The sequence below is a fragment of the Vibrio penaeicida genome, from assembly GCF_030689305.1.
In the GTDB taxonomy this organism is placed as follows: Bacteria; Pseudomonadota; Gammaproteobacteria; order Enterobacterales; family Vibrionaceae; genus Vibrio; species Vibrio penaeicida_B.
Genome location: NZ_JAUYVM010000016.1, coordinates 122,757 through 145,320 on the forward strand (window position 1 = coordinate 122,757; position 22,564 = coordinate 145,320).

At 46.2% G+C, this 22,564-nt stretch carries 19 protein-coding genes; 2 read left to right on the forward strand and 17 right to left on the reverse strand.

The annotated features are described in order from the left end of the window. Positions 1 to 127: 127 nt before the first annotated feature. The gene (gene leuS, locus Q8W40_RS21710) at positions 128 to 2,701 is read right to left on the reverse strand and encodes a leucine--tRNA ligase (RefSeq protein WP_305400191.1); all 2,574 of its coding nucleotides are present in this window, start codon (positions 2,699 to 2,701) and stop codon (positions 128 to 130) included. A 116-nt stretch (positions 2,702 to 2,817) separates the two neighbouring features. On the opposite strand from leuS, the gene Q8W40_RS21715 reads away from it, so the two are divergent. Continuing rightward, on the forward strand, positions 2,818 to 3,300 hold the full coding sequence (locus tag Q8W40_RS21715) for a zinc ribbon-containing protein (RefSeq protein ID WP_305400193.1): 483 nt from the start codon (positions 2,818 to 2,820) through the stop codon (positions 3,298 to 3,300). An 18-nt stretch (positions 3,301 to 3,318) separates the two neighbouring features. Here Q8W40_RS21715 and lnt read toward each other — a convergent pair whose 3' ends face one another. The 15 genes from lnt to Q8W40_RS21790 form a co-directional block, all read right to left on the reverse strand. Further along, positions 3,319 to 4,845: an apolipoprotein N-acyltransferase gene (lnt, locus tag Q8W40_RS21720; RefSeq protein ID WP_305400195.1), complete on the reverse strand. Its 1,527-nt coding sequence runs from the start codon at positions 4,843 to 4,845 to the stop codon at positions 3,319 to 3,321. Positions 4,846 to 4,898: 53 nt separating this feature from the next. Then, entirely contained in the window at positions 4,899 to 5,804 is a 906-nt protein-coding gene (corC, locus tag Q8W40_RS21725; RefSeq protein ID WP_101110754.1) for a CNNM family magnesium/cobalt transport protein CorC, read from the reverse strand. Positions 5,805 to 5,880: 76 nt separating this feature from the next. Then, positions 5,881 to 6,345, reverse strand: coding sequence for an rRNA maturation RNase YbeY (ybeY, locus tag Q8W40_RS21730; protein WP_305400196.1), 465 nt, complete (start codon positions 6,343 to 6,345; stop codon positions 5,881 to 5,883). After that, a complete protein-coding gene (locus Q8W40_RS21735; protein WP_305400198.1) occupies positions 6,345 to 7,454 on the reverse strand; it encodes a PhoH family protein in 1,110 nt (369 codons plus the stop codon). The genes ybeY and Q8W40_RS21735 overlap by 1 nt, the downstream gene beginning before the upstream one ends. 74 nt (positions 7,455 to 7,528) lie before the next feature. Beyond that, positions 7,529 to 8,953, reverse strand: a complete 1,425-nt coding sequence (gene miaB, locus Q8W40_RS21740; protein ID WP_305400200.1) for a tRNA (N6-isopentenyl adenosine(37)-C2)-methylthiotransferase MiaB — start codon at positions 8,951 to 8,953, stop codon at positions 7,529 to 7,531. A gap of 120 nt (positions 8,954 to 9,073) precedes the next feature. Then, positions 9,074 to 10,264: a CaiB/BaiF CoA transferase family protein gene (locus Q8W40_RS21745; protein WP_305400201.1), complete on the reverse strand. Its 1,191-nt coding sequence runs from the start codon at positions 10,262 to 10,264 to the stop codon at positions 9,074 to 9,076. Further along, positions 10,245 to 11,351, reverse strand: a complete 1,107-nt coding sequence (locus Q8W40_RS21750; RefSeq protein ID WP_305400203.1) for a hypothetical protein — start codon at positions 11,349 to 11,351, stop codon at positions 10,245 to 10,247. Before Q8W40_RS21750 ends, Q8W40_RS21745 begins: the two co-directional genes overlap by 20 nt. A gap of 12 nt (positions 11,352 to 11,363) precedes the next feature. Next, positions 11,364 to 12,407, reverse strand: a complete 1,044-nt coding sequence (locus tag Q8W40_RS21755; RefSeq protein ID WP_305400205.1) for an ABC transporter ATP-binding protein — start codon at positions 12,405 to 12,407, stop codon at positions 11,364 to 11,366. A 9-nt stretch (positions 12,408 to 12,416) separates the two neighbouring features. After that, positions 12,417 to 13,505, reverse strand: a complete 1,089-nt coding sequence (locus Q8W40_RS21760; RefSeq protein ID WP_305400207.1) for a hypothetical protein — start codon at positions 13,503 to 13,505, stop codon at positions 12,417 to 12,419. A gap of 1 nt (position 13,506) precedes the next feature. After that, positions 13,507 to 14,301 carry an SDR family NAD(P)-dependent oxidoreductase gene (locus Q8W40_RS21765; protein WP_305400209.1) on the reverse strand — a complete coding sequence of 265 codons (795 nt, stop codon included), beginning with the start codon at positions 14,299 to 14,301 and terminating at the stop codon, positions 13,507 to 13,509. Beyond that, complete coding sequence (locus Q8W40_RS21770; protein ID WP_305400210.1) at positions 14,294 to 15,124, reverse strand: enoyl-CoA hydratase/isomerase family protein; 831 nt, start codon at positions 15,122 to 15,124, stop codon at positions 14,294 to 14,296. The genes Q8W40_RS21765 and Q8W40_RS21770 overlap by 8 nt, the downstream gene beginning before the upstream one ends. Positions 15,125 to 15,128: 4 nt before the next feature. Then, on the reverse strand, positions 15,129 to 15,971 hold the full coding sequence (locus Q8W40_RS21775; protein WP_305400212.1) for a carbohydrate ABC transporter permease: 843 nt from the start codon (positions 15,969 to 15,971) through the stop codon (positions 15,129 to 15,131). Beyond that, the gene (locus tag Q8W40_RS21780; RefSeq protein WP_305400213.1) at positions 15,968 to 16,843 is read right to left on the reverse strand and encodes a carbohydrate ABC transporter permease; all 876 of its coding nucleotides are present in this window, start codon (positions 16,841 to 16,843) and stop codon (positions 15,968 to 15,970) included. Before Q8W40_RS21780 ends, Q8W40_RS21775 begins: the two co-directional genes overlap by 4 nt. Before the next feature lie 57 nt (positions 16,844 to 16,900). After that, entirely contained in the window at positions 16,901 to 18,136 is a 1,236-nt protein-coding gene (locus Q8W40_RS21785; protein WP_305400215.1) for an ABC transporter substrate-binding protein, read from the reverse strand. Beyond that, on the reverse strand, positions 18,133 to 19,866 hold the full coding sequence (locus Q8W40_RS21790) for a substrate-binding domain-containing protein (protein ID WP_305400216.1): 1,734 nt from the start codon (positions 19,864 to 19,866) through the stop codon (positions 18,133 to 18,135). The genes Q8W40_RS21785 and Q8W40_RS21790 overlap by 4 nt, the downstream gene beginning before the upstream one ends. Positions 19,867 to 20,087: 221 nt before the next feature. On the opposite strand from Q8W40_RS21790, the gene Q8W40_RS21795 reads away from it, so the two are divergent. Then, the gene (locus tag Q8W40_RS21795) at positions 20,088 to 21,239 is read left to right on the forward strand and encodes a 2-octaprenyl-3-methyl-6-methoxy-1,4-benzoquinol hydroxylase (protein ID WP_305400217.1); all 1,152 of its coding nucleotides are present in this window, start codon (positions 20,088 to 20,090) and stop codon (positions 21,237 to 21,239) included. Positions 21,240 to 21,266: 27 nt separating this feature from the next. Here Q8W40_RS21795 and Q8W40_RS21800 read toward each other — a convergent pair whose 3' ends face one another. After that, a complete protein-coding gene (locus Q8W40_RS21800; RefSeq protein ID WP_305400218.1) occupies positions 21,267 to 22,316 on the reverse strand; it encodes a lactonase family protein in 1,050 nt (349 codons plus the stop codon). Positions 22,317 to 22,564 lie beyond the last annotated feature (248 nt).

Consider the following 22,564-nt stretch of genomic DNA (forward strand, 5'->3'; position numbering starts at 1 on the left):
GGATTAACTTTGATGACAACACTGTTTGCGTATGCGCACAATGTACTCATCAAAATACGCCGATAAAAACAAACAGGGTGATGATTCACCCTGTTTACGTATTTTTATGGGTTGGGTTTTATGACAATCAGTTTGCCACAATGTTCAGAAGTTTACCCGGTACATAAATGACTTTACGGATCGTTTTTCCTTCTGTGAACTTAGTAACGTTCTCATCGTTCAAACCAAGCTCTTCCACTTGCTCTTTCGACGCGTCAGCAGCAACCGTCATTTTCGCACGCAGTTTACCGTTAACTTGAACAACGATAAGTTTCTCGTCTTCAACCAGTGCTTTTTCATCGAAAGTCGGCCAAGTCGCGCTATCAACGTCAGATTCCCCTAGCGCTTCCCACATTTCATAACTGATGTGTGGAGTGATTGGGTATAGCATTGTAACGACTGCTTTCAACGCTTCATCCAGAATAGCACGATCTTGTACGGACTCTTGTGGAGCCTTCGCAAGCTTGTTCATCAGTTCCATGATTGCAGCGATTGCGGTGTTGAATGTCTGGCGACGAGATACGTCATCAGTCACTTTTTGAATCGTTTTATGAACGTCACGGCGAAGTGCTTTTTGATCGGCGTTGAACGCACTTACATCAACGGCTTCAGCAGCGCCTTTTGATGTATGCTCGTTTACTAGCTTCCAAACTCGCTTCAGGAAGCGGTTTGCACCTTCAACGCCAGACTCTTGCCATTCGAGAGTCATGTCGGCTGGAGAGGCGAACATCATGAACAAGCGAACGGTGTCCGCGCCGTATTTATCCACCATTTCTTGTGGATCGATACCGTTGTTTTTCGACTTGGACATTTTGATCATGCCTGAGTGCTCAACGTTACGACCTTGGCTATCGGTTGCAGAGTCGATTCGACCTTTACCGTCACGCTCAACTTTCACTTCCGTCGGCGCAATCCATTCTTTCGTGCCTTTCTCATTCGTATGGTAGAACGCATCCGCTAGTACCATACCCTGACAAAGAAGCTGCTTGAATGGTTCATCTGATGTGACATAACCAGCATCACGAAGCAACTTGTGGAAGAAACGAGAGTAAAGAAGGTGCATACACGCATGTTCAATACCACCGACGTATTGATCCACAGGCAACCAGTAGTTTGCTTTTTCTGGATCGAGGATATCGTCAGCTTGTGGAGAACAGTACCGTGCGTAGTACCAAGAAGATTCCATAAACGTATCGAATGTATCTGTCTCGCGCAGAGCGGGTTCACCGTTAAACGTGGTTTTTGCCCACTCTTTATCTGCTTTGATTGGGCTAGTAACGCCGTCCATGACCACTTCTTCTGGAAGGATCACGGGCAGTTGGTCTGCGGGTACTGGGTGAACTTCACCGTCTTCAGTGGTGACCATCGGGATTGGTGCTCCCCAGTAACGTTGACGAGATACGCCCCAGTCACGCAAACGGAAATTAACGGTTTTGTTGCCTTTGCCTTCCGCTTCTAGCTTCGCAGCGATTGCATCGAATGCTGCTTGGAATTCGAGACCGTCAAATTCACCTGAATCGAACAGCATGCCTTTCTCTGTGTAGGCCTCTTCAGAGATATCCAGTTCACTGCCATCAGCGGGCTTAATGACTGGAACAATGTCCAAACCGTATTTTGTTGCGAACTCATAATCACGTTGGTCGTGAGCTGGAACCGCCATGACGGCACCTGTACCGTAATCCATTAATACGAAGTTAGCGACGTAAATGGGCACTTCACGACCGTTCAGTGGGTGGATGGCGGTGAGACCTGTCGCCATGCCTTTCTTTTCCATCGTTGCCATTTCAGCTTCGGCAACTTTGTTGTTTTTACATTCTTCAATGAATGCAGCGAGCTCAGCGTTGCTTTCTGCTGCTTTCGCGGCAAGAGGGTGACCAGCGGCAATACCAACGTATGTCACACCCATTAACGTATCTGGACGTGTTGTGTACACTTCCAAATCTTCGTTGCCTTTGAGTGAGAAGCGAAGTTCAACACCTTCAGAGCGACCAATCCAGTTACGCTGCATGGTCTTAACCATTTCAGGCCAACCGTCTAAATTATCTAGGTCGTCGAGAAGCTCTTGTGCGTATTCAGTGATCTTAATGAACCACTGAGGAATTTCTTTTTGCTCAACAGGTGTGTCACAACGCCAGCAACAGCCGTCTTCGACTTGCTCATTTGCCAAAACAGTTTGGTCGTTAGGGCACCAGTTAACAGAAGAGGTCTTTTTGTAAACCAGTCCTTTTTCGTAAAGCTTAGTGAAGAACTCTTGTTCCCAACGGTAGTATTCAGGAGTACATGTTGCGAATTCACGATTCCAATCGTAGCCAAAGCCCAATAGCTTAAGCTGGTTTTTCATGTACTCGATGTTTTCGTATGTCCACGGAGCCGGAGCCGTGTTGTTCTTAACCGCAGCGTTTTCAGCAGGTAGACCAAATGCATCCCAACCAATTGGTTGCATAACGTTTTTACCTTGGAGGCGCTGAAAACGAGAAACCACATCACCGATGGTGTAGTTACGCACGTGACCCATGTGGAGACGACCACTTGGGTATGGGAACATGGAGAGACAGTAAAACTTTTCTTTATTCGGGTCTTCGCTCACAACAAACGTCTTGTTGTCGTCCCAGTGCTTTTGAACTTTCTGTTCAATATCTTGCGGGTTATATTGCTCTTGCATCGATGATATCCGGTTATCTTGGAATTTGTGAGATCGGTTAGATCAGACGGTGATAGATCAGCATAGAATACATAAAGGAAAGACAGTCAACAATAGTCAATGCACGGAGGTTGTTTATGCCTGAGCGTAAAGCCCGTTATGAAGCGTTCCTAGAAGAGGTTACTGATACGTTAAAACATAGCCCTGATGAGTTGGAACGTGTCTTGGAAACATCGTCTCATGTCGTTGCTGCTGCTAGCGATATGACTAAAGATGAACTTTCTCTTGTCTCCGCTTATGTCCGTTCGGATCTCAGTGAATTTGCTCAAAATTATCAACAAAGTAGAGAAACCTTCCCCGAAAGCCCTTTTTACCGATTAATTGCCGATTCCGTTTGGGAGGGGCTGTTAGACATTACCGATAGAACCAAAGTCGAGTGGCAAGAATTGTTTTTAGATTTGGACCACAAAGGGTTATATCAAACAGGTGAAGTGATCGGGCTTGGGTATCTTGTTTGCGATGAATGCGGTGATAAATCGTACTTTAATCACGCCACATTAATTCCACCTTGTAAGAAGTGCGGTAATACAGGCTTCACACGACAATCGTTGAAGCCTTAGTACTCGCAACAATCTAGATTATGTTCGTCTCATGCTACGTCTTGCATGTACGTACGGTATTGACAAAGAAAGCAACACAATTAAATACAGTGGCCAAATGCCCAATATTCTATACGGAGTCATGCCAGTTGCTGAACTCACTTCCGCCGTTAACACTTGTGTTTTAAATTGCGGCACTTGGTGAATGATCTTGCCTTTGTAATCGGTAATCGCTGTTACGCCGTTGTTGGTTGCTCTGACGACAGGTCGACCTAGTTCGAGCGCTCGCATCTGAGCGATTTCCATATGTTGGTGAGGTCCAATAGAATCACCAAACCAAGCGTCGTTTGAAAGGGTGAGTATGTAGTCGGTGTCTTCCGTGATGTTCTGACGAACTTGTTCGTTGAAAATGATCTCATAACAGAGCGCCGGCGCGAAGTGACGACCATTGGCTTCGATGTTTTCCTGTACGAAATCACCTCGGCTGAATGACGACATTGGTAAATTAAAAAATGGTGCAATAGGGCGAAGAATGTCACCAAAAGGCACAAATTCACCAAAAGGAAGTAGGTGATGTTTGTGGTATTTGGGCTGAGATTTAGGGTTGTATTGTTCTTGCTCATTCTGCCCAATAGCTATCACGCTATTGTAGAAATTTTCTCGGCTGGTTGAGGTTACGATACCCGTTATGATGCCACTTTGGTTTAAGCGCCCTGCGCTGTCTAAATTGCTAAGGAAAGAAGGCAATTCATTTTCAAATGCGGGTATAGCGGCTTCTGGCCAAATGACGACATCTGCATCCCAGTTTTCACGAGTCAGATCCATGTATTTCATAATGGTGGGCCAGCGCTGACTGGGCAGCCATTTGAGTTCCTGAGAAATGTTCCCTTGTATCAATGCAAACTTGGTGGTGCTTTCTTTGTCTTCTTCCACCCATTGAACCAAGCTAAGAGCGCCAGCAAGTGCAAAAATCCCAACAGGAAGGGCTAAGAAATGCCATTGTTTCTGTGTGAGCGCGAGAGTGATAGCTCCTGCGATTAGCCAGATTATATAGCTTATGCTGTCTACGCCACCTATAGGGGCAAAGACACTGAGTGGGGAGTCTACTTGGCTGTACCCAAGCCATAGCCACGGAAAACCAGTCATAACCCAACCTCTCAGCCATTCATTAATGAGCCATAGAGATGGAGCCGCGAGTAAAAAGCGGACGAGGTTAGCGTTTGGAAACCACCGGTTGAGTACGGCAGCAAATAGAGCAGGGTAAATCGAGAGGTAACTGACCAGCAAAAACATCAACGCTAAACTGGCGAATTTGGGTAACCCACCAAATGTATCGATACTGATGTGAACCCAGCTAATGCCAATGGCAAACTGCCCAATTCCCCAGCTAAATCCGATAGCTAACGCTTGTTTGGTCGTTTGTTTTTCTAAAAGCAGAAGAAGTAGGAGTGGGCTAAGAATAGCCAAGGGCCAGAGTTGGTAAGGTGCAAAAGCAAGCGTAGTCAGTGCCCCAACAAAAGCGGCCGCAAGCGGCCGCACGAGGCGATGATTTAGTATTGTTATCATCTTCGTCTTATTATCGTTGTAGCATTTGGCTACTTGGTTAACCTAAATTCAGGTTAGCTACTTAAATCCTCTTCAGCAGGAAGAGGCTCCTCATCAGGGACGGTAACCTGAAGTTGAACGACGCGGCGGTTGTCTGCAGCGGTAACCTTAAACAAATAATGCTCAATTTCGACCACTTCTCCGCGTGTAGGTAGGTGTCCGAAGCTGGTCATCACCATGCCGCCGACCGTATCCACTTCTTCATCGCTGAAGGTGGTGCCGAACGTTTCATTAAAGTCTTCGATGGTGGTCAAAGCTTTAACGGCGTAGGTGTGTTTACTCAATTTCTTGATATCGGTTTCTTCTTCGTCATCGAATTCATCTTCGATTTCGCCAACGATCTCTTCCAAGATATCTTCAATGGTGACCAGCCCAGAAACCCCACCGAACTCATCTACGACAATTGCCATGTGATAACGTTCCTCTCGGAACTCTTTTAGCAGTCGATCGACGCGTTTGCTTTCTGGAACGACGACAGCAGGGCGTATTACCTGCTCTATATCGAATGGAGCACTGTCCGAACCTAAGTATTTTAATAAGTCCTTCGCTAACAGAATACCTTCCACATGGTCTTTGTCTTCACTGATAACTGGGTAGCGGGAGTGCTGTGCATCAGTGATCAGAGCGACTAAATCATCGAGTACATGAGTTCGCTCGACAGTAACCATTTGCGAACGTGGGAGCATGATGTCCCTCACTCGCGTTTCGGCGATTTCCATAACACCTTCGAGCATGTCTCGCGTGTCATGGTCAATCAGTTCGTTTATTTCAGAGTCCCGAATGACATCAACTAGCTCCTGACGATCTTTCGGTTCACCTTGAAATAGCTGACCAAGGCGTTCAAAGAAGGACTTTCTACTCGGACCTTCAGTTTTTTCTTTCTTCCCTTCCGTAGAAGAGGTCGAATTGTCTTCGTTCATGATTTCTCAATCGTTAACGCTATCAGATGTGTGATAGCACACTTAAAGCAGCCTTATTTGTCGTTCAGTTTGAAGGCTACTGCTTTTCTACTAAATATGGGTCTTCGAAGCCCATAGATTGCATAATTTCGGTTTCGAGGGCTTCCATTTCTTCCGCTTCCTCGTCTTCGATATGATCATAACCTAACAGATGCAAGCTACCATGTACAACCATATGCGCCCAGTGTGCGGTCGCGTTTTTATCTTGTTCTTTTGCTTCCAGTTCAACCACTTGTCGGCATATTATCAAGTCGCCAAGCAAATCCATCTCGATACCCGGAGGAACTTCAAATGGGAATGAAAGTACGTTTGTTGGTTTATCTTTGCCTCGGTATTCGTGGTTAAGCTGTTGGCTTTCTTCTACGTCCACAATGCGAATGGTTACTTCGGCTTGGGGCTGGAAAAGAGGGATGGTCTTATCTAGCCACATTTGAAAGTCTTCTTGTGAAGGAAGTCCACCTTCATTTTCGACCGCGAGTTGAAGATCAAGTTCGATGGTCATTATTTGCTTACCGATTGTGCTGTGCTAATCGATTGTGGCAAAAGCTCGGCGCTTTGGGTTTCAAGCAATTTTGCTTCTCGCTCTTCACGCTTGCGCTTTTCGTATTCTTTTCGTTCTTTTTGATCTTTGGCTTCCCACTTCTCATACGCGTTAACAATACGAGCAACAACTGGGTGTCGCACAACATCATCAGACAGGAAGAAGTTGAAGCTTATTTCATCGACTTCACTCAATACTTCGATAGCATGACGAAGGCCGGACTTTGCACCACGAGGTAAATCAATTTGGGTTACGTCACCCGTAATCACCGCTCGTGAGTTAAAGCCGATACGCGTCAGGAACATTTTCATCTGTTCAACAGTCGTATTTTGGCTTTCATCGAGAATGATAAAGGCATCATTGAGTGTGCGACCACGCATGTAGGCAAGTGGTGCGACTTCAATAACGTTACGCTCTATGAGTTTTTCAACGCGTTCAAAACCAAGCATTTCAAACAAAGCATCGTATAGAGGGCGTAAGTAAGGGTCGACTTTTTGGCTCAAGTCACCGGGCAAAAATCCTAACTTTTCACCAGCTTCTACCGCAGGGCGAGTAAGGAGGATTCGTCGAATCTCTTGTCGCTCCAAAGCATCAACAGCGGCTGCAACGGCTAGATAGGTTTTACCCGTACCTGCTGGTCCGATGCCGAAGCTGATGTCGTGAGTCACCATATTAACCAAGTACTGTCCTTGGTTGGGTGTGCGCGGCTTGATCACGCCTTTTTTGGTTTTGATAAAGACTTCTTTACCATGCTCGATAGCGGATTCAGTGGATTGCTCCAATACGCCTGATTCTTTGATGGCAAGGTGAATCAATTCAGGTTCGATGTCGGTAACTTGGCCTTTAACTGGCGCGGTCTCAACATATAAAGATTTGATGATATCCAGTGCAGCCGAGGCGGTATGGGGTTTACCCACAACGGAAAAGAAGTTGCTACGATGGTTTATTTCTACGCCAAGTCGGCGTTCTAAATGTTTGATATTGTCGTCGAAAGGACCACAAAGACTGGACAAGCGACGGTTGTCTGAAGGTTCTAGATCGATTTCTAGAGTGACGATTTTATTACTCAATGCTGCCTCACATTAAACCATGACAATAAAGCCCGACTTCGACCGGGCTCTACATGGTTATTTAATCTGTAAGCTTATGGTGTAAAGGTTGCTACACCTAGCTCATCTTCCTTGCGGGTTTTTTCCATCATTGCCGATGGAGAGGTCACCACGCGAAGGTTCATTTCTTTTTCAGTTCGAATCAGTTCGCCGCGAAGTGAATTCGCGAATACATCGACGATATTGACGTCGACAAACTGACCGATGAGTTCTGCAGGACCTTCGAAGTTAACCACTCGGTTGTTCTCCGTACGACCACGAAGTTCCATCATGTTTTTCTTAGATACACCTTCGACAAGAATACGCTGTTCAGTGCCCATCATCAAACGAGAGTATCGCATTGCTTGAGTATTGATTTGTTGCTGCAATTCGTAAAGGCGTTCTTTTTTAGTTTGCTTGCTGACGTCACACGGATAGTCTGCAGCTGGTGTTCCCGGTCGAGCTGAGTATATGAAGCTAAAGCTCATGTCGAAGTCGACCTGCTTAATCAGCTTCATTGTGTCTTGGAAATCTTTGTTCGATTCTCCAGGAAACGCCACGATAAAGTCGGAGCTGATTTGAATTTCTGGACGCGCTTTTCTCAGCTTACGAATAATGGATTTGTATTCGATAGCGGTATGCGGACGCTTCATCATCGTCAATATGCGATCGGAACCACTTTGTACAGGCAGGTGAAGGAAGCTCACCAACTCCGGCGTATCTTCATAAACGGCAATGATATCGTCAGTAAATTCAAGCGGGTGGCTGGTCGTAAATCGAATTCGGTCAATCCCATCGATAGACGCAACAAGGCGCAATAATTCCGCGAAGCTGCAGATATCATCATCAAAAGTTGCACCACGGTAGGCGTTTACGTTTTGACCCAGCAGGTTAACTTCACGTACCCCTTGCTCGGCTAATTGGGCGATTTCAAATAACACATCGTCCATTGGGCGGCTGACTTCTTCACCACGGGTATACGGTACTACACAAAAAGTACAGTATTTAGAGCACCCTTCCATAATAGAAACAAAAGCGGTTGCTCCTTCAGCTCGAGGCTCCGGTAAGTTATCGAATTTCTCTATTTCTGGGAAAGAAATATCCATAACGGGCGCTGAATTGTCGTGAGATGATTTGATCATCTCCGGTAGACGGTGAAGGGTTTGTGGACCAAAAATAACGTCAACAAACGGGGCACGTTGTCGAATATGGTCGCCTTCTTGCGTGGCGACACAGCCGCCAACACCGATAACTACGCCGGGTTTTTTGTCTTTCAGTGTTTTCCAGCGACCAAGCTGGTGGAAGACTTTCTCTTGCGCTTTTTCTCGGATTGAACAGGTGTTAAGTAATAGAACGTCTGCTTCTTCAGGTTCCTCTGTTAGCTCGTATCCGTTGGCGGCATTAAGCAGGTCGGCCATTTTTGACGAATCATATTCGTTCATCTGGCAGCCCCAAGTTTTAATTAGCAGTTTCTTACTCATCGCACTCACGCTCGTCATTTTGTTCGTATTTGTTCAAATTATAGCCACCACTGTTGTAGTGAGCGGCGTATTGTACTGCTTTAAAAACCAACTGACCAGAGATCGTTTAGCACTTGAGCTTTAAGCTATTTGCCCAGAATCTATTGCGGTGGATATTTCTTCATCTGTAAAGCCAAATTCCAGCAAAACTTCGCGAGTGTGCTGACCCACCAACGGAGCCGGTCTGTGAATATTTGGCGGTGTTTCAGACATAGTGACAGCAGGTCCGACACATTTCACATTCCCAGCGAGTGGGTGTTCGTAGTTTTGGATTAACCCAAGGTGCTCAACTTGTGGGTCAGCAGCAGCTTCTAAGTGCGTTTTAACTTCACCACACCAAATGTCTTCTTCGAGCATCATTTGCATTAAAGTTTTTGTATCAAAGGCTTGTGTTCGTTTGGCGATTTCATTCCAAACCATATCTCGTTCATCAAACAAAATAGCGGGGTCGTCAAATTGCAAAAGGCTGTCATCCCCAAGTACTTTTACCAGAGTCTTAAATGGGCTCATGGCAATAGTGACCCAGCCATCAGAGCTCGGATAAGTACCAAAGGGCGCATCCATCCCAGGATGGCCAATACCGGAGTTTGGTCGTTGGAAATCCTGATTGAAATTCATCGCCATCAGCATTTCTTGACCCTGATGTGCAAGCATACCAGCCAGTAAGTTCACGACGATCTTTTGCCCCTTGCCTGAACGCTCTCGCCAATAAAGTGCAGAAAGGACGGAGTAGACAATATTCATCGCACCCACTTGATCTGAAAAGCCAGAACCCGCAGGTGTCGGTGGGTGGTCGGCTTGCCCTGTCGCGGCCATTAACCCTGTTAGCCCTTGAACTAACATATCTTGACCGGGGCGAGAAACGTAGGGCCCTGATTCTCCGTAGCCCGTTCCCGAGCAGTAAATGATTCTGGGGTTGATAGCCTTAAGGTCGTCGTAGCCATAACCCAGTCTATCCATGACGCCTGGTCGAAAATTTTCGATGACGATATCAGCGCTTTCGACCAATCGATAGAGAATGGCTTTGGCTTCTTCTGATTTTAGGTTGGCAGCAATGGAGCGCTTGTTTCGGTTCCACGCAAGGAAGTTGGGGCTCTCTTTTCCGCCGACCCACTGATTTTTAAAGGTGAGAGAGCGGAATAGATCCCCAGCACCGGGTCTTTCCACCTTGATGACATTAGCCCCCATATCGCCTAGCAACTGAGTAGCAAAAGGTCCTTGTAGAAGCTGTGAAAAATCCAATATCGTGACATCACTTAGAGCGTGTTCCATGCTCATTTCTCCTTGTTTTTGAATACAAAAGATTTATTTCTTTTACCAATTGTTTTGAGGAGGTTCGGTTAGTGAGCCCCTCTCGAATGAGCTGTGCGGCTTCATCTTGAAAATCTATGTAACCTGCATATCTAGGGCGTAAATAAGCGTTATCTACAGTGGTATATGCGTGGTGATAAAAATGATTCACACGTTGATTTACATCGGTGTTTTTCCATGCAGATTTGAAACTCGGCTGCCCGTTGTATGCAGGAATGAAGGTGTTCTGAATATCAGAACTGAGCAGCTTTTTAAGATACAGCAGCAACTCATTGGTGACTGGACACTTTTTCGTTATAGCTATGCCCGTTCCGCCCAATATCGATATGTTGCTTGGTGGGGCACATACTTCGATCCTTGAGGGTGCTTGACTGTAGTTAACGTACCCATAGACAAACGGGCACAGGTCAAACTTGCTTGAGTCATTCAGCGTATCCAATATCTCAATAGGGTTGAGGAAGGCAGATGGAGCGACACTCGCAAAGTACAAAGATTTCAATAAATCGACTGCTTCAACGCCATCATGAACGCTCATGAACTGATGTTCACTAGGACCGCTTGAACCTACTGCAAGAGAAAGAGCTAGAAGCTGTAATGTGGAGTGAGGACCTGCTAAACAAAGCTGAAAGCGACATCGAGTTCGTAAAAGGTCGAGCCAACCATTAATGGCTAATGCGGTGTCTCTTTTCTCAGAGCGATACGCCATGATTTGAGAAGACGCGTCCAAAGGCAGTGCCCAGCAGTGATTGTCGAGCCAATAACTGTGGGTAGCTTGACCAATACAACGGGCTTTCAACTCTTCCAGCCACATGGGTGAAAGCAGCGCGTCAAGGGGTTGTAAACAATCGGAGGCAATGGCTTGCCCTAAATGAGGATGGTCTATAACGAGCAAATCATAATGACTGGCGAGTTCATGCAGAGGTGTTTCCTCAAATCCAGATAAAGGCTGAACATCCCATTTCTCTATGGGGCAATGTTCCCACGCTAAGCTGGTTTGTAGAGCTTGGTAGCCTCTTGGGTGATCCCACGTTAGCCCTTTCAAATTCATTGCAACCTCTGCTCATTGTAACCGCATAGATATCGGTTCTATGCGCTCTCCAGCACTATCAAACCAGTGAGTGTGCTCGGAAGAAAACCCCAGCCCAATTGTTTCGCCAGTATTAACTTGCATTTGCCGCGATGTTTTCACCATCAATACCCTATTTTTTAGCGATAAGGTATACAAGTAGCTGTCACCCAATAACTCCGTTAGCGTCACGGTGGCTTGGATGATGGAGTTGGGATCGTTAACCAGCTGGATGTTTTCAGGTCGTATTCCAAGTGTGACCGCCCCCTCGGGCACGGCGAGTGAACGGCAAAGATTGATGTGGTCGCAAGGGATGATATTCATGGGTGGATTGCCTAAAAACGTCGCGACGAAGGTATTTTGAGGTTTGTCGTAGATCTCTTCAGGTGTACCGACTTGCTGAATTCTTCCTTGATTGATCACTACGATACGATCAGCAAGGGTCATCGCTTCGACCTGATCATGGGTGACGTATATTGTGGTAACTGCCAATTCATGTTGCAGTTTCTTCAACTCCGCGCGCATACTGGATCGTAGCTTGGCGTCTAAGTTTGATAGGGGTTCATCAAGAAGAAATAACTTGGGTTGTCTTACAATGGCACGGGCTAAGGCGACGCGCTGCCTTTGCCCACCGGACAACTGTGCTGGTTTACGGTCAAGTAAGCTGTCGAGCTCAACACGTTTGGCGACTTCGTCGATCATTTTATTGCGTTGGGACTTACTTAGCCCTTGTACTTTCAGCGGAAAGTCGATGTTGTTGCGCACGGTCTTATGTGGATAAAGCGCATAGCTCTGAAACACCATGGCCAAATCTCGCTCGTTTGGGGGCAATTCGTTCACGCGCTTTCCATCGATCAAGATATCGCCTTGTGAGGGTTTTTCTAAGCCAGCGATCATTCTCATTGTGGTGCTTTTTCCACAACCAGATGGGCCAAGCAACACCAGAAATTCTCGGTCTCGAATATTCAAGTTTAAGTTATCAACGCTGGTCACTGTCGACCAAGATTTGGAGAGTTGTTTTAGTCCAACAGAGGCCATAAACCGTCCTTATACACTACTCGAAGCAGAGAAATTGAGAAGAGAGGAGTCAAAGGCAATATCACGATGTGTTCCATCGTCTCCCGTCACGCGGATTTTGTACCGTTCAACTTCCATATGTTGAATGTTCTGCCAATTTGGGTTGGCACGAAATACAGCAAAGGCATACCCCACTTGCGTTTTCCCATTGGTATTCAGGTCTAGGGCGGTGGGATATCCTTGTTGATTGATAGGGTTACAGGAAGCTGATGCTTTGTGCCCTAAGTGGGAATACGCGCAGCCTTCTTCCAGTCCCAGCACGTGCGTGTGTGAACCGTTAAATGGGTCGTAGTTTCGACCTCCATGACTTTGCCAAAGCGTTGTGAGTGGCAATACCTTTTCAGGTTTAATGGCAAGGTAGACCCAGCCCTCTTCTTTGCACAGCGCGGCAGTCCAGCCCCATTTTTGTTGCGTAGGAGAAACGAGGTGAAGTATATCTTCATGACGTTCGTTCCATGGGTAAACAGAAAGATCCGCTTGGTTTCCGTCTGCAAGTCTGACGGATTGGATACTTGTGAACTGTTGAGGGTAGGCAAGAAGCGAGCGTCCGCGTGTCGGGTCTGGTTCCAATGCTTCATTAGTGGTGTAACCGAAAGCTTTATGCGAAAAGGATAACCGAACTTGAGATTGGCATTTGAGCATCGCATGGTAGCTGATCGGAATCGCCCCAATACCTCCAGAGAATTCATGTAGGTGATAGATAAAGGGTGAGCCGCTTTGTAATGTGATTGTTTTGGTGAGTTTTGCTCCATAAATGTGGCGATCTAATTCTGCAACCAGCTGATTTTCTTTACTCTCTAATACCAACCAGTTTCCATTACTACTCCATCCATGAGGTGGAGCGGGTTCTATGTCGCTTTCGCCGAATGGTGCACAGAAGAAGTCCCCCGACAATTGCTGCAAAATAACAGGGTAATCTGGGTGGTGTTCATCGACCCAAGGCGCACGATGCATTGGCGAAAACCGAGCATTGCCATCGGTGAATCGAATGTGATCTAAATGCCCACCTTTGGTTTTAAATTCACATTTCACATTTTCATTGCGAAGTGACACTGCCATTTCAATCTCCTTTCACCAGCATGCCGCCATCGGTGATGAGTATTTGCCCGGTGATGAAGCTCGATTGCTCTGTGGCAAGAAAGAGCACGGCCTGCGCCACTTCATTCGGTTGACCAAATCGACCTATGGGGTGGTTGTCATTCCACCGTTGGCGAAGTTCTTCTGGATTATCGACTTCATCAAAAATCTTCTCGTTCATGGGGGTCATTATGGTGCCGGGCGCGACAGCGTTGACTCGGATGCCATCTGGTGCAAACTCAATGGCGCTCTGACGAGTGAGAGCGTTAATGCCTCCCTTTGCGGCAGCATAAGCACTCCAGCCGTGAAACCCAGCAAAGGCCTGCGCTGAACTGATATTGACTATCGCTCCTTTCCCCAGCTTTTTCATGTCCGGTACGGAATGTTTTATGCCGCGCCATACACCAGATAAGTTGGTGTTTATTACCTGATTCCACCGCTCTTCTGATATCTCAACAGCGTCACCGGATAACGCCACCGCCGCATTGTTGATCATGATACTGACCAGCCAATCTTGTTGGTGCACCCACTGGAATAACTGGTTTACCGAATCAGGGGAGGAAACATCGGTAAAATAATAGTGAACATCCAACCCATCCAAATTGAGTTGATTAGCTATCTCTTCCCCTTGGGTCTGATTGATGTCTGCAATGATGACCGTTGCGCCATGCGTCGCTAAAATTTCAACGCACGCTAACCCAATACCTTCTGCTCCGCCTGTCACCACGGCAACTTGGTTCACTAGCTGATTTCCCCCAATGTGCTCGTTTTTATTCATTGTTAGCTCCTGTTGAGGCGATGATTTTAGAGCTCATATCAAAAGAGGCTGTTCGTTTATCTAAAAAGGCGGAGACCCCTTCTTGCCCATCGGCGGAGCAATAGAGCTGTAAAAGTTCGGCTTGTTCCCAACTTAACCCTGATTCCAGCGGCGTATCTAACCCATTTCGAACCAACTTTTTCATCGCGGCCTGAGCCGTAGGACTGACTTTCAGTAAGTAACTGGCTTTTTTCAATCCTTCCGACATGAGATTGTTTAGAGAACAAATTTGAGATGCGAGACCAAGACGCAACGCTTCATCAGCTTTAATTCGTTTAGCCGATAGGAGGACATCAAGAGTGACGGCTTTTCCTACCGCTCTTAATAGCCGTTGCGTGCCTCCACCTCCGGGGCACAATCCCAATAAACCTTCGGGTAATCCCATTTGGGCGTTGCTCGCCACTATCATCAAATCGCAGGCTAGGGCTATCTCGAATCCACCGCCCATCGCATAGCCGTTAACCAGCGCAATGGTCGGTTTTGGCAATTGCTCTATAGTTTCAAATGCTTTTCTTCCTTGGATTTGATAATCGTTGAATTTTTTGATTTGCAAACCGCGGTATTCATTAATGTCTGCCCCCGCGACAAAGGCTTTGTCGTCGCTACCTGTAAACATCACAACTCGAACATTGTCGTCTTGATTGACATTGTCTAACGCCAGAATCAACTCGTTTTGCATGTCTTCAGAGAGTGCGTTGAGCTTTTCCGGTCGGTTAAAGGTGATCAGCGCAACGTGTTTGGCTGGGTAGGTCAGTTGGATAAAAGTAAAGTGATCATGTTTCATGGAATCATCCTTTTACAGAGCCAGCAGTGAGACCTGCAACAAAGTGTTTTTGTAGGAAGAAAAACACCACCACAATAGGTAATGAAATCATGACGGAGCTCGCCATGAGTTCACCATATCGAATGCCATACTGACCAATAAAGTCATTCATCCCGACAGGCAACGTTCGCATCTCTTGAGTGGTAGTAAACGACAGAGCAAATAGGAACTCCTGCCATGTGACAATTAAAATGTACACGCTGGTGGCGATGACACCGGGGCGGCAGAGTGGGAGCACAATTTCGAAAAATATCCGCATTGGCTTGGCGCCATCCATCGCTGCAGCTTCGTCGAGCACGGCAGGGATATTTTCCATAAACCCTTTAAGCATCCAAGTTGCCACGGGAAGGGTTATGGTGATGTAAGCAATAATGAGAGAAAGCTTTGTATTGAGTAAACCGGCGTCGTCCATCATTTTGTAAATGGGAATGATGATGGCACTGGAAGGAAACATTTGTGACACCAGAATCAGGCCAAGGAAAATCGCCATGATTTTTATCTGAAATCGTGTAAAGGCATAAGCAGCCATTAAAGCGAGGCTAGTGGATATGACCAAAGTGCTTAAAGAAACGATGACGCTGTTGAAGAAATACTGCCTAAATTCAGGGCGGAAGGCGTTACTGTAGTTTTCAAAGGTTGGGCTGTCCGGCCACAGCTTTGCCGGAATGGCGAAAGCTTCGGTGGACGGTTTTAGAGAAACTGACACCATCCAAAAAATTGGCAGCAAAATGATCAACGCTAGCAGTAATTGACCTGTCAGTAGCGCTAGCTGCTTCATATTGAGCTTTATTTTCATATTGGGGCTCATCGGCTCTCCCTTTTTTGTAACCAGAAGTAAACCGAGAGTAAAACCACTAAGATAAGAATCGACATCACGCCGTAAGTTGCCGCTTCTCCGAATCGAAACTGACCGAAACCCAATTCAAAGATCTTTGTGGGGAAAATATGAGTGCTGTCTTTAGGACCACCACGGGTAAGTACCCAAACCATGTCGAAGTAGTTGAAGGTTAGAATAGCGGTAAGCAGTAAGTTGATCGCCACCACATGTCGAACGGCTGGAATGATGATTTCTATCAGGCGACGAAATGGCCCTGCCCCATCCACGATGGCCGCCTCTATTTGTTCCTTATCGACACTTTGTAATGCGGCGAGATACACAACCGTTGAAAATGGGAAGCCCTTCCAAACGGCGGCTATCACAACTGCAAACATGGCGGTGTCGGGAGTGGCCAACCATGCAATGGCTTCGTCAATCAAAGAGCCAGACAGAAACATAGAATTGATGAGCCCTAATTGAGGGTCATACATGAATCGCCATACTATGGCTGCCACTATTCCCGGTAACACCCAAGGAAGTAACACTAGAGAGCGCATTAACCCTTGTCCGGGTATTTTCTCATTCAATAAAAGTGCCGTTAAAAAACCAAACAGGTTTTGCAAAACGATCACACCAAACGTCCATGCAACGGAGTTTTGAATGATTTGCCAGAACTGCTCCTGTGATAACAGTTTGCTGTATAGCTGAAATCCCACAAATTCTGGCTCGGGGTTGATAAATGATGTGGCGTATAAACTTTCGATGAACGTGCCAAACATTGGGTAATACATCAACATTCCGATAAGCGCGACGGCAGGCGCGATCATCATCAGAGGAAATCCAAAATTATTCTGGTACTTCATTACCACCCCCATTCTTAGTTCGCGCTGATAGCCTGATGTGGCTACCAGCACTTCCAATTACAACTGATTGATCTTGATGCAAGCCGAATCCGCTGCTTTTTGTGCATCTGAGCCATCAAAGAGATCTTGGATCATTGCCATTTGAATATCGGCAATTTCCAAATACCGCGAAGACAACGGTCGAGGTGATGCGTTATTCAAGTGCTCAATGATTGCATCTGGTTTGTGGCGATTAGCATCAACAAACTCTTGCGCTGCGTTAACGTTAGCAGGAAGAAGGTCGACGACTTTTCCATTGATGTCTTGTCTTGTGAGGAATTGGGCAAATTTCCACGCCGCTTCTTGGTGTTTGGAACCTTTGTACACGACTAAATTCCAGCCGCCGTAAGTACCAACCGGGGTTTTACCAGCAGGGGCGTGACCGTTTACAAAGTCCCAATCAATACTAGATTTCTTCAATGTGGGCTGTTCTAAAGCGGGCCAAAATTCAATGGCTAATGACCCATTAAGGAATAGCTCTCGCATGTCTCCACTGGAAGCATTTAGAATGCCTTTAGGGGCGTATTGCGACAGATCTTGAAGATACGCTAATGCTTCAACCGCCGGTTTTTCGTTTAACTTACATTGCCCACTGCTATCTAAGACTTGACCGCCATTGGAGAAGATAAAGGAGTTGACGACTACGACGGTATCTTCGCCTTTATGACCAAACAAACCAACGCCATATTGTCCTTTGGAAGTGTCTGTTAGTGCTTTTGCGGCGGACTTTAGCCCACTCCAAGTGACGATTGAGTTGGGCGCGATACCTGCCTTTTTGAATAAAGCGTTGTTGACGTAACTGAATTGCCACACGTCTACATTGAACGGGACACCCCAAGTTTTGTCTTTGTATCGAACTGAAGACCAAGCGCCAGGAAAGAATTGCCCCGCGTTCATTGAAGCCACATTCATTTTCTTATCGAGTGGGATAATCGCTCCCGCTTCTGCAAATGCGGCCAGCCAGATCTGGTCGACCGTTGAAATATCGGGGGCATTACCGCTTCTTACTGCAGTCAGAAGCCTTTGTTGATATTCAGGGTAGGGCACGGTTGTTACATCCACTTTGATCCCTGGGTTTTCTTTTTCAAATAGAGCGACAGACGCTTTTTGGTAGTCACTCAAACCAGATTCAGTCTGTTGGTTATCCCAAAAGCGGATGGTTATGTCTTCTGCTTGAACTGTGGGTGCAGACACCATCAGCACTAAGCTGATAGAGGCGCATAAACGGCGCAAACGTGTACTGAGACGCTTCATAAACTATCTCCTTGTTTATTTTTGTGCATCACTGCTTGTGTCTTGTCTTCAGACTTTAAGTAGTCTTCGGCAAGGTGAACGCGTATACCATTTGCCGACAGCTCAAGCCGCTGTGCGGGAATGGTGCCTAAATCTGTCATGACATCAGTAATGTCATGCAATGGAGCAATCAGGTAATTTTCTTCCGCACCCATCTGGCTGGCTTCGCCTAAAACCAGCGTTTGATGCGAACGGGCAATGGCGGTTTTGGCTACAACTGAGCATGCTTCGTCGTTCATGCTGATGCCAAACTTTGATGAAATGCCATCCACGGAAAGAAAGGTTTTGTCGACTCGAATTTGTTCTAATGTTGAAAAGCAAGCAGAGCCTGTCAGTGCGCGCTGACCAGACAAAAGCTCTCCACCTGTTAAGATGATCCGAAAGTCGTGTTTGTATTGTTGGAAAAATTCAAAGGCATCCAGAGAGTTGGTCACAATGGTGTGTTTGCCAGCTGCCTCAATCAAAGCTGAAGCCAAAGGCATGGCGAAAACACCGTGATTAATGAATATTTTGCTTTCACGCTTGAGTACCTTCACTGCCATTTGGGCAATGCGTTCTCGAGCATGATTCACTTCTTTGTGAAATTGGATCTCAGGGGGTTGGATTTCACATTGTAGCCCTAAGCATTGGCATTCTGATTCCAAGCTTTTCGCCAGCTTTCGGTACCAGTTGTGATCGATAAAGTGCGGCACAAACATGATTCTTGCTGAGGTTAAGCTGCTTTTGTCTACAGAAAAGTCGCTACCGGCCAACTCGGATAGGCTTTGCTTTAAAACCCAGTGATCATTTTGCCGCGTAAAATGAGTATGCACATCTTGCCTTGTCAAAATATCAAAAGGGGTCAATACTGGCTGGGGAACAACGCCGCTAACCAACTTGGCAACCGTGTGTGCCGCCATGTAGCCAACCAATTCTGGATATAAAGCGACACATGCGTGAAGTCGGTTGCCGTAAGTGAGTTCGTCCAGTAAATCATCACCTTCTAATCCGATCGAATAGGCGTAAATATCATGCCGACCTTTTGTGGCTTCTAACCCTGCAAGAATCGAGTGGTCATTCACGCCGAACAAAACATTGATATCCGGATGCGTTGTGAGCGCATCTTGTATTTGTCGCAGTGCGGTTCTGTAATGCCCAAACCCATCAATCGATAGCATCTGGAGTTCACCTAAGTAAAATTGGTTAAAACCCCGTAAAAACCCTTTTGTTCTTTGTTGTGCGTTAGGGAGTTGTGCATGATTAATGAGTAGAACATTTGCGCACTTCACCTCATCACGATTGAGCTGACTAGCGGCAAATTTTCCTAGTTGATAACCGGCTTCTAAATTATCCGGACCAATATAAGTGCATTGAGAATCGGGAGCCGATTCAGACAAGACAGGAAGCCCGTTTGCTAATGCTCGTTGCTTGAGCAAATCGCCCCATGGTTCATGGATAGGAGGAAGGATCAGTGCATCGACTTCATCAAGCCCGATATTTTCTTGGGGGAGTGGAGGAGGCGCTATGTTTTTAACGGCATGAACAGCGCCATGAGAGCGTTCCAGTTTTCCACTTTTTGCCAGCCGTGCGACGTCTCTTCGAATAGTGACGTTGGCTACTTGTGGAAACTCCTGAGCAAGCTGCGCAATAGAGACGTTTCTACGGTTCTCTAGCACGTTCAATATAGCTTGTTCACGGAGCCTTTGGTTCATAATGAGTGATCCACTGGATTAACAATATTCACCATTATCTGTATAAATCAATCCAAATGATCAAATTATTCACCTATAAATTACAAAATTATCATAAATGATCATTTGTGCTCTTAATTGATCTTAAAGAGTGACCTGATACTTGTTCTTATCGTGGACGGCTTGTCCAATAGAGCAGTAAACTAAGCGCTTCTGGCACAAAGTGGCTATTTGGGAAAGGTATGAAAAAGTTTGATATTGCCGTGATTGGTGGGGGAATGGTTGGTGCTGCTGTGGCGGTGGGGTTTGCCAAACAAGGGAAAGAGGTATTGGTTGTTGAACATCATCAGCCCGAAGCTTACGACTCTAACCAGCCAATGGATTTGCGCGTATCTGCAATTTCTCAATCCTCAGTGAACTTTCTCGAAGAACTTGGTGCTTGGAATGCTATCGAAAGCACACGTGTATGCCCATACAAACGCCTTGAAACATGGGATATGCCAGAATGCCGCACACGATTTCATTCCGACGAACTCAACCTTGAGCAACTGGGCTTCATTATAGAGAACCGTATGGTGCAGTTGGGGTTGTGGGATGCGATGGCTAAACTAAGTAACATCACGTTAAAGTGCCCAGATACGTTAGAGACGATAGAAGATAATTTGGATTCTAGGTTCATTCGTTTAGCCAGTGGGGAAGAGTATCAAGCGACATGGGTGATTGGAGCCGATGGAGCGAATTCGAAGGTGAGAGATATAGCTCAGATAGGTGTTACCGCTTGGGATTACCGCCAGCATTGCATGTTGGTTAATGTCGCAACAGATAAGCCTCAGCAAGATATTACTTGGCAGCAATTTACCTCGTCTGGACCTCGTTCGTTCTTGCCTCTACCGGGGCATCAGGGTTCGGTCGTTTGGTATGACTCACCACAAAAAATACGCTCTCTACTTGCGATGAATCATACTCAGCTGGCAACGACCATCATGGATGAATTCCCAGCTGAACTCGGCGAAATAACGGTAGGGCAAGCCGGCGCTTTTCCGCTTACGAGACGTCATGCACAGCGCTACCATCAAAAAGGCTGTGTGTTAGTGGGAGACGCTGCCCACACTATTAATCCTTTAGCGGGACAGGGCGTTAATTTAGGATTCAAAGATGTAAAAGCGCTGCTAGAACAAAGTGATTCTATGGGCTTGACGGAACAAGCTTTGGAGCAATACCAATCGATTCGCAAGCGCGACAACCTTCTAATGCAAACGGGGATGGATGTATTTTACAAAGTCTTTAAGGACACATTCCCCCCCATCGCATTTGCACGAAACGCAGCATTGAAACTCGCAGAGCACTCCGGTCCTATTAAGCAACAAGTTCTGCGCTATGCACTCGGTTTATAGCGCAATGTTCACACGCTTAAACGTAGGCTAAAAGAACTGCACACATACGGGGTTACCAGTCGAGATGCTGTACCCCGTTTCTTGTAATGTCCCGTTTTCTTCATTGCGGCGATAAGACACCAAATTGTTCGTATCTTGGTTTGCGACAACTAACCATTTTCCGTTTGGCGTCAGGTTAAAATCCCGAGGGTTTAACCCACCTGATGATATGGTTTGAACAACGGTCAAATCACCGGAGACTTCCACCTTTAAGCAGGCGATAGAAGATTGCTGTCTGCCTGAAACATAGACAAACTTCTCATCGGGAGATAAACGTATCGCTGCAGCAGCACCACCTTCATTGTGTTTTACAAATGGGGAAATGGTTGATGCTATTTCCCAAATGTCGTTTTCATTCTTTTTAAGAACCAAAACTTCTTCAGACAACTCGCAAAGTACATAAGCTTTGAGCTCATCTTGTGAGAAAACCAAGTGGCGAGGGCCACTACCTGGTAGTGTTTGAACGTGCTGAACTTCAGATTCGTTGATGAGGGTATTGGATATAGGATAAAAGCTCACTCGGTCGGTACCGAGGTCTACCGTGACTAATTCATTGGTTTGTTTAAAAAAACATGCAAAGTGAGCGTGAGGTCCTTCCTGCCTATCAGTATTTGGACCATTCCCAGCATGTTGGATGGTGTGTATGTGTTCTAGCCGATCACTGCTGAGCGAGAATACACTGAAATTGCCAGTGCCATAATTAGACGTCACCGCCAATGTTTGATCTGAGTTTACTGCAACGTGGCAAGGGTAATCACCATCAACCGGATTACTATCGAGTAGGCTCAGCTGGTGGTTTTTTATATTGTGCACTGACAAGCCAGCCCCTTTTCCATTGGCAAACTCATTAATTGCGAAAACTCGCCCATCCTGAGAGGTCAAATAAGCGGGATTTTGCTCATCAGATATCAGCGCAAGTTTGTCGAAAGCGCCTGTTTCTAAATTCATATGGACAGAGGAAATACCTTTTCCTTCCCCCGTCATGGCTCCAATGGATTGAGTGTAGCTACCGATAAGAATCTTTTGATGATTTGCCATTTTGAGTTGCCTTCGCTGCTTTAATTTATGCAGCCATGATCAGTATGATTGGGGATGAAACGCAACTGAAAGCGGAATTCATAGAGAAAGAATGAGAATCAGAACAAAGATTTGATGATGTGAGTCAGAAATGATCATGCAGAAAATAGAAAACCCACCAAAAGGTGGGTTTCTAAATAATGGTGCGGAAGGAGAGACTTGAACTCTCACACCTTGCGGCGCCAGAACCTAAATCTGGTGCGTCTACC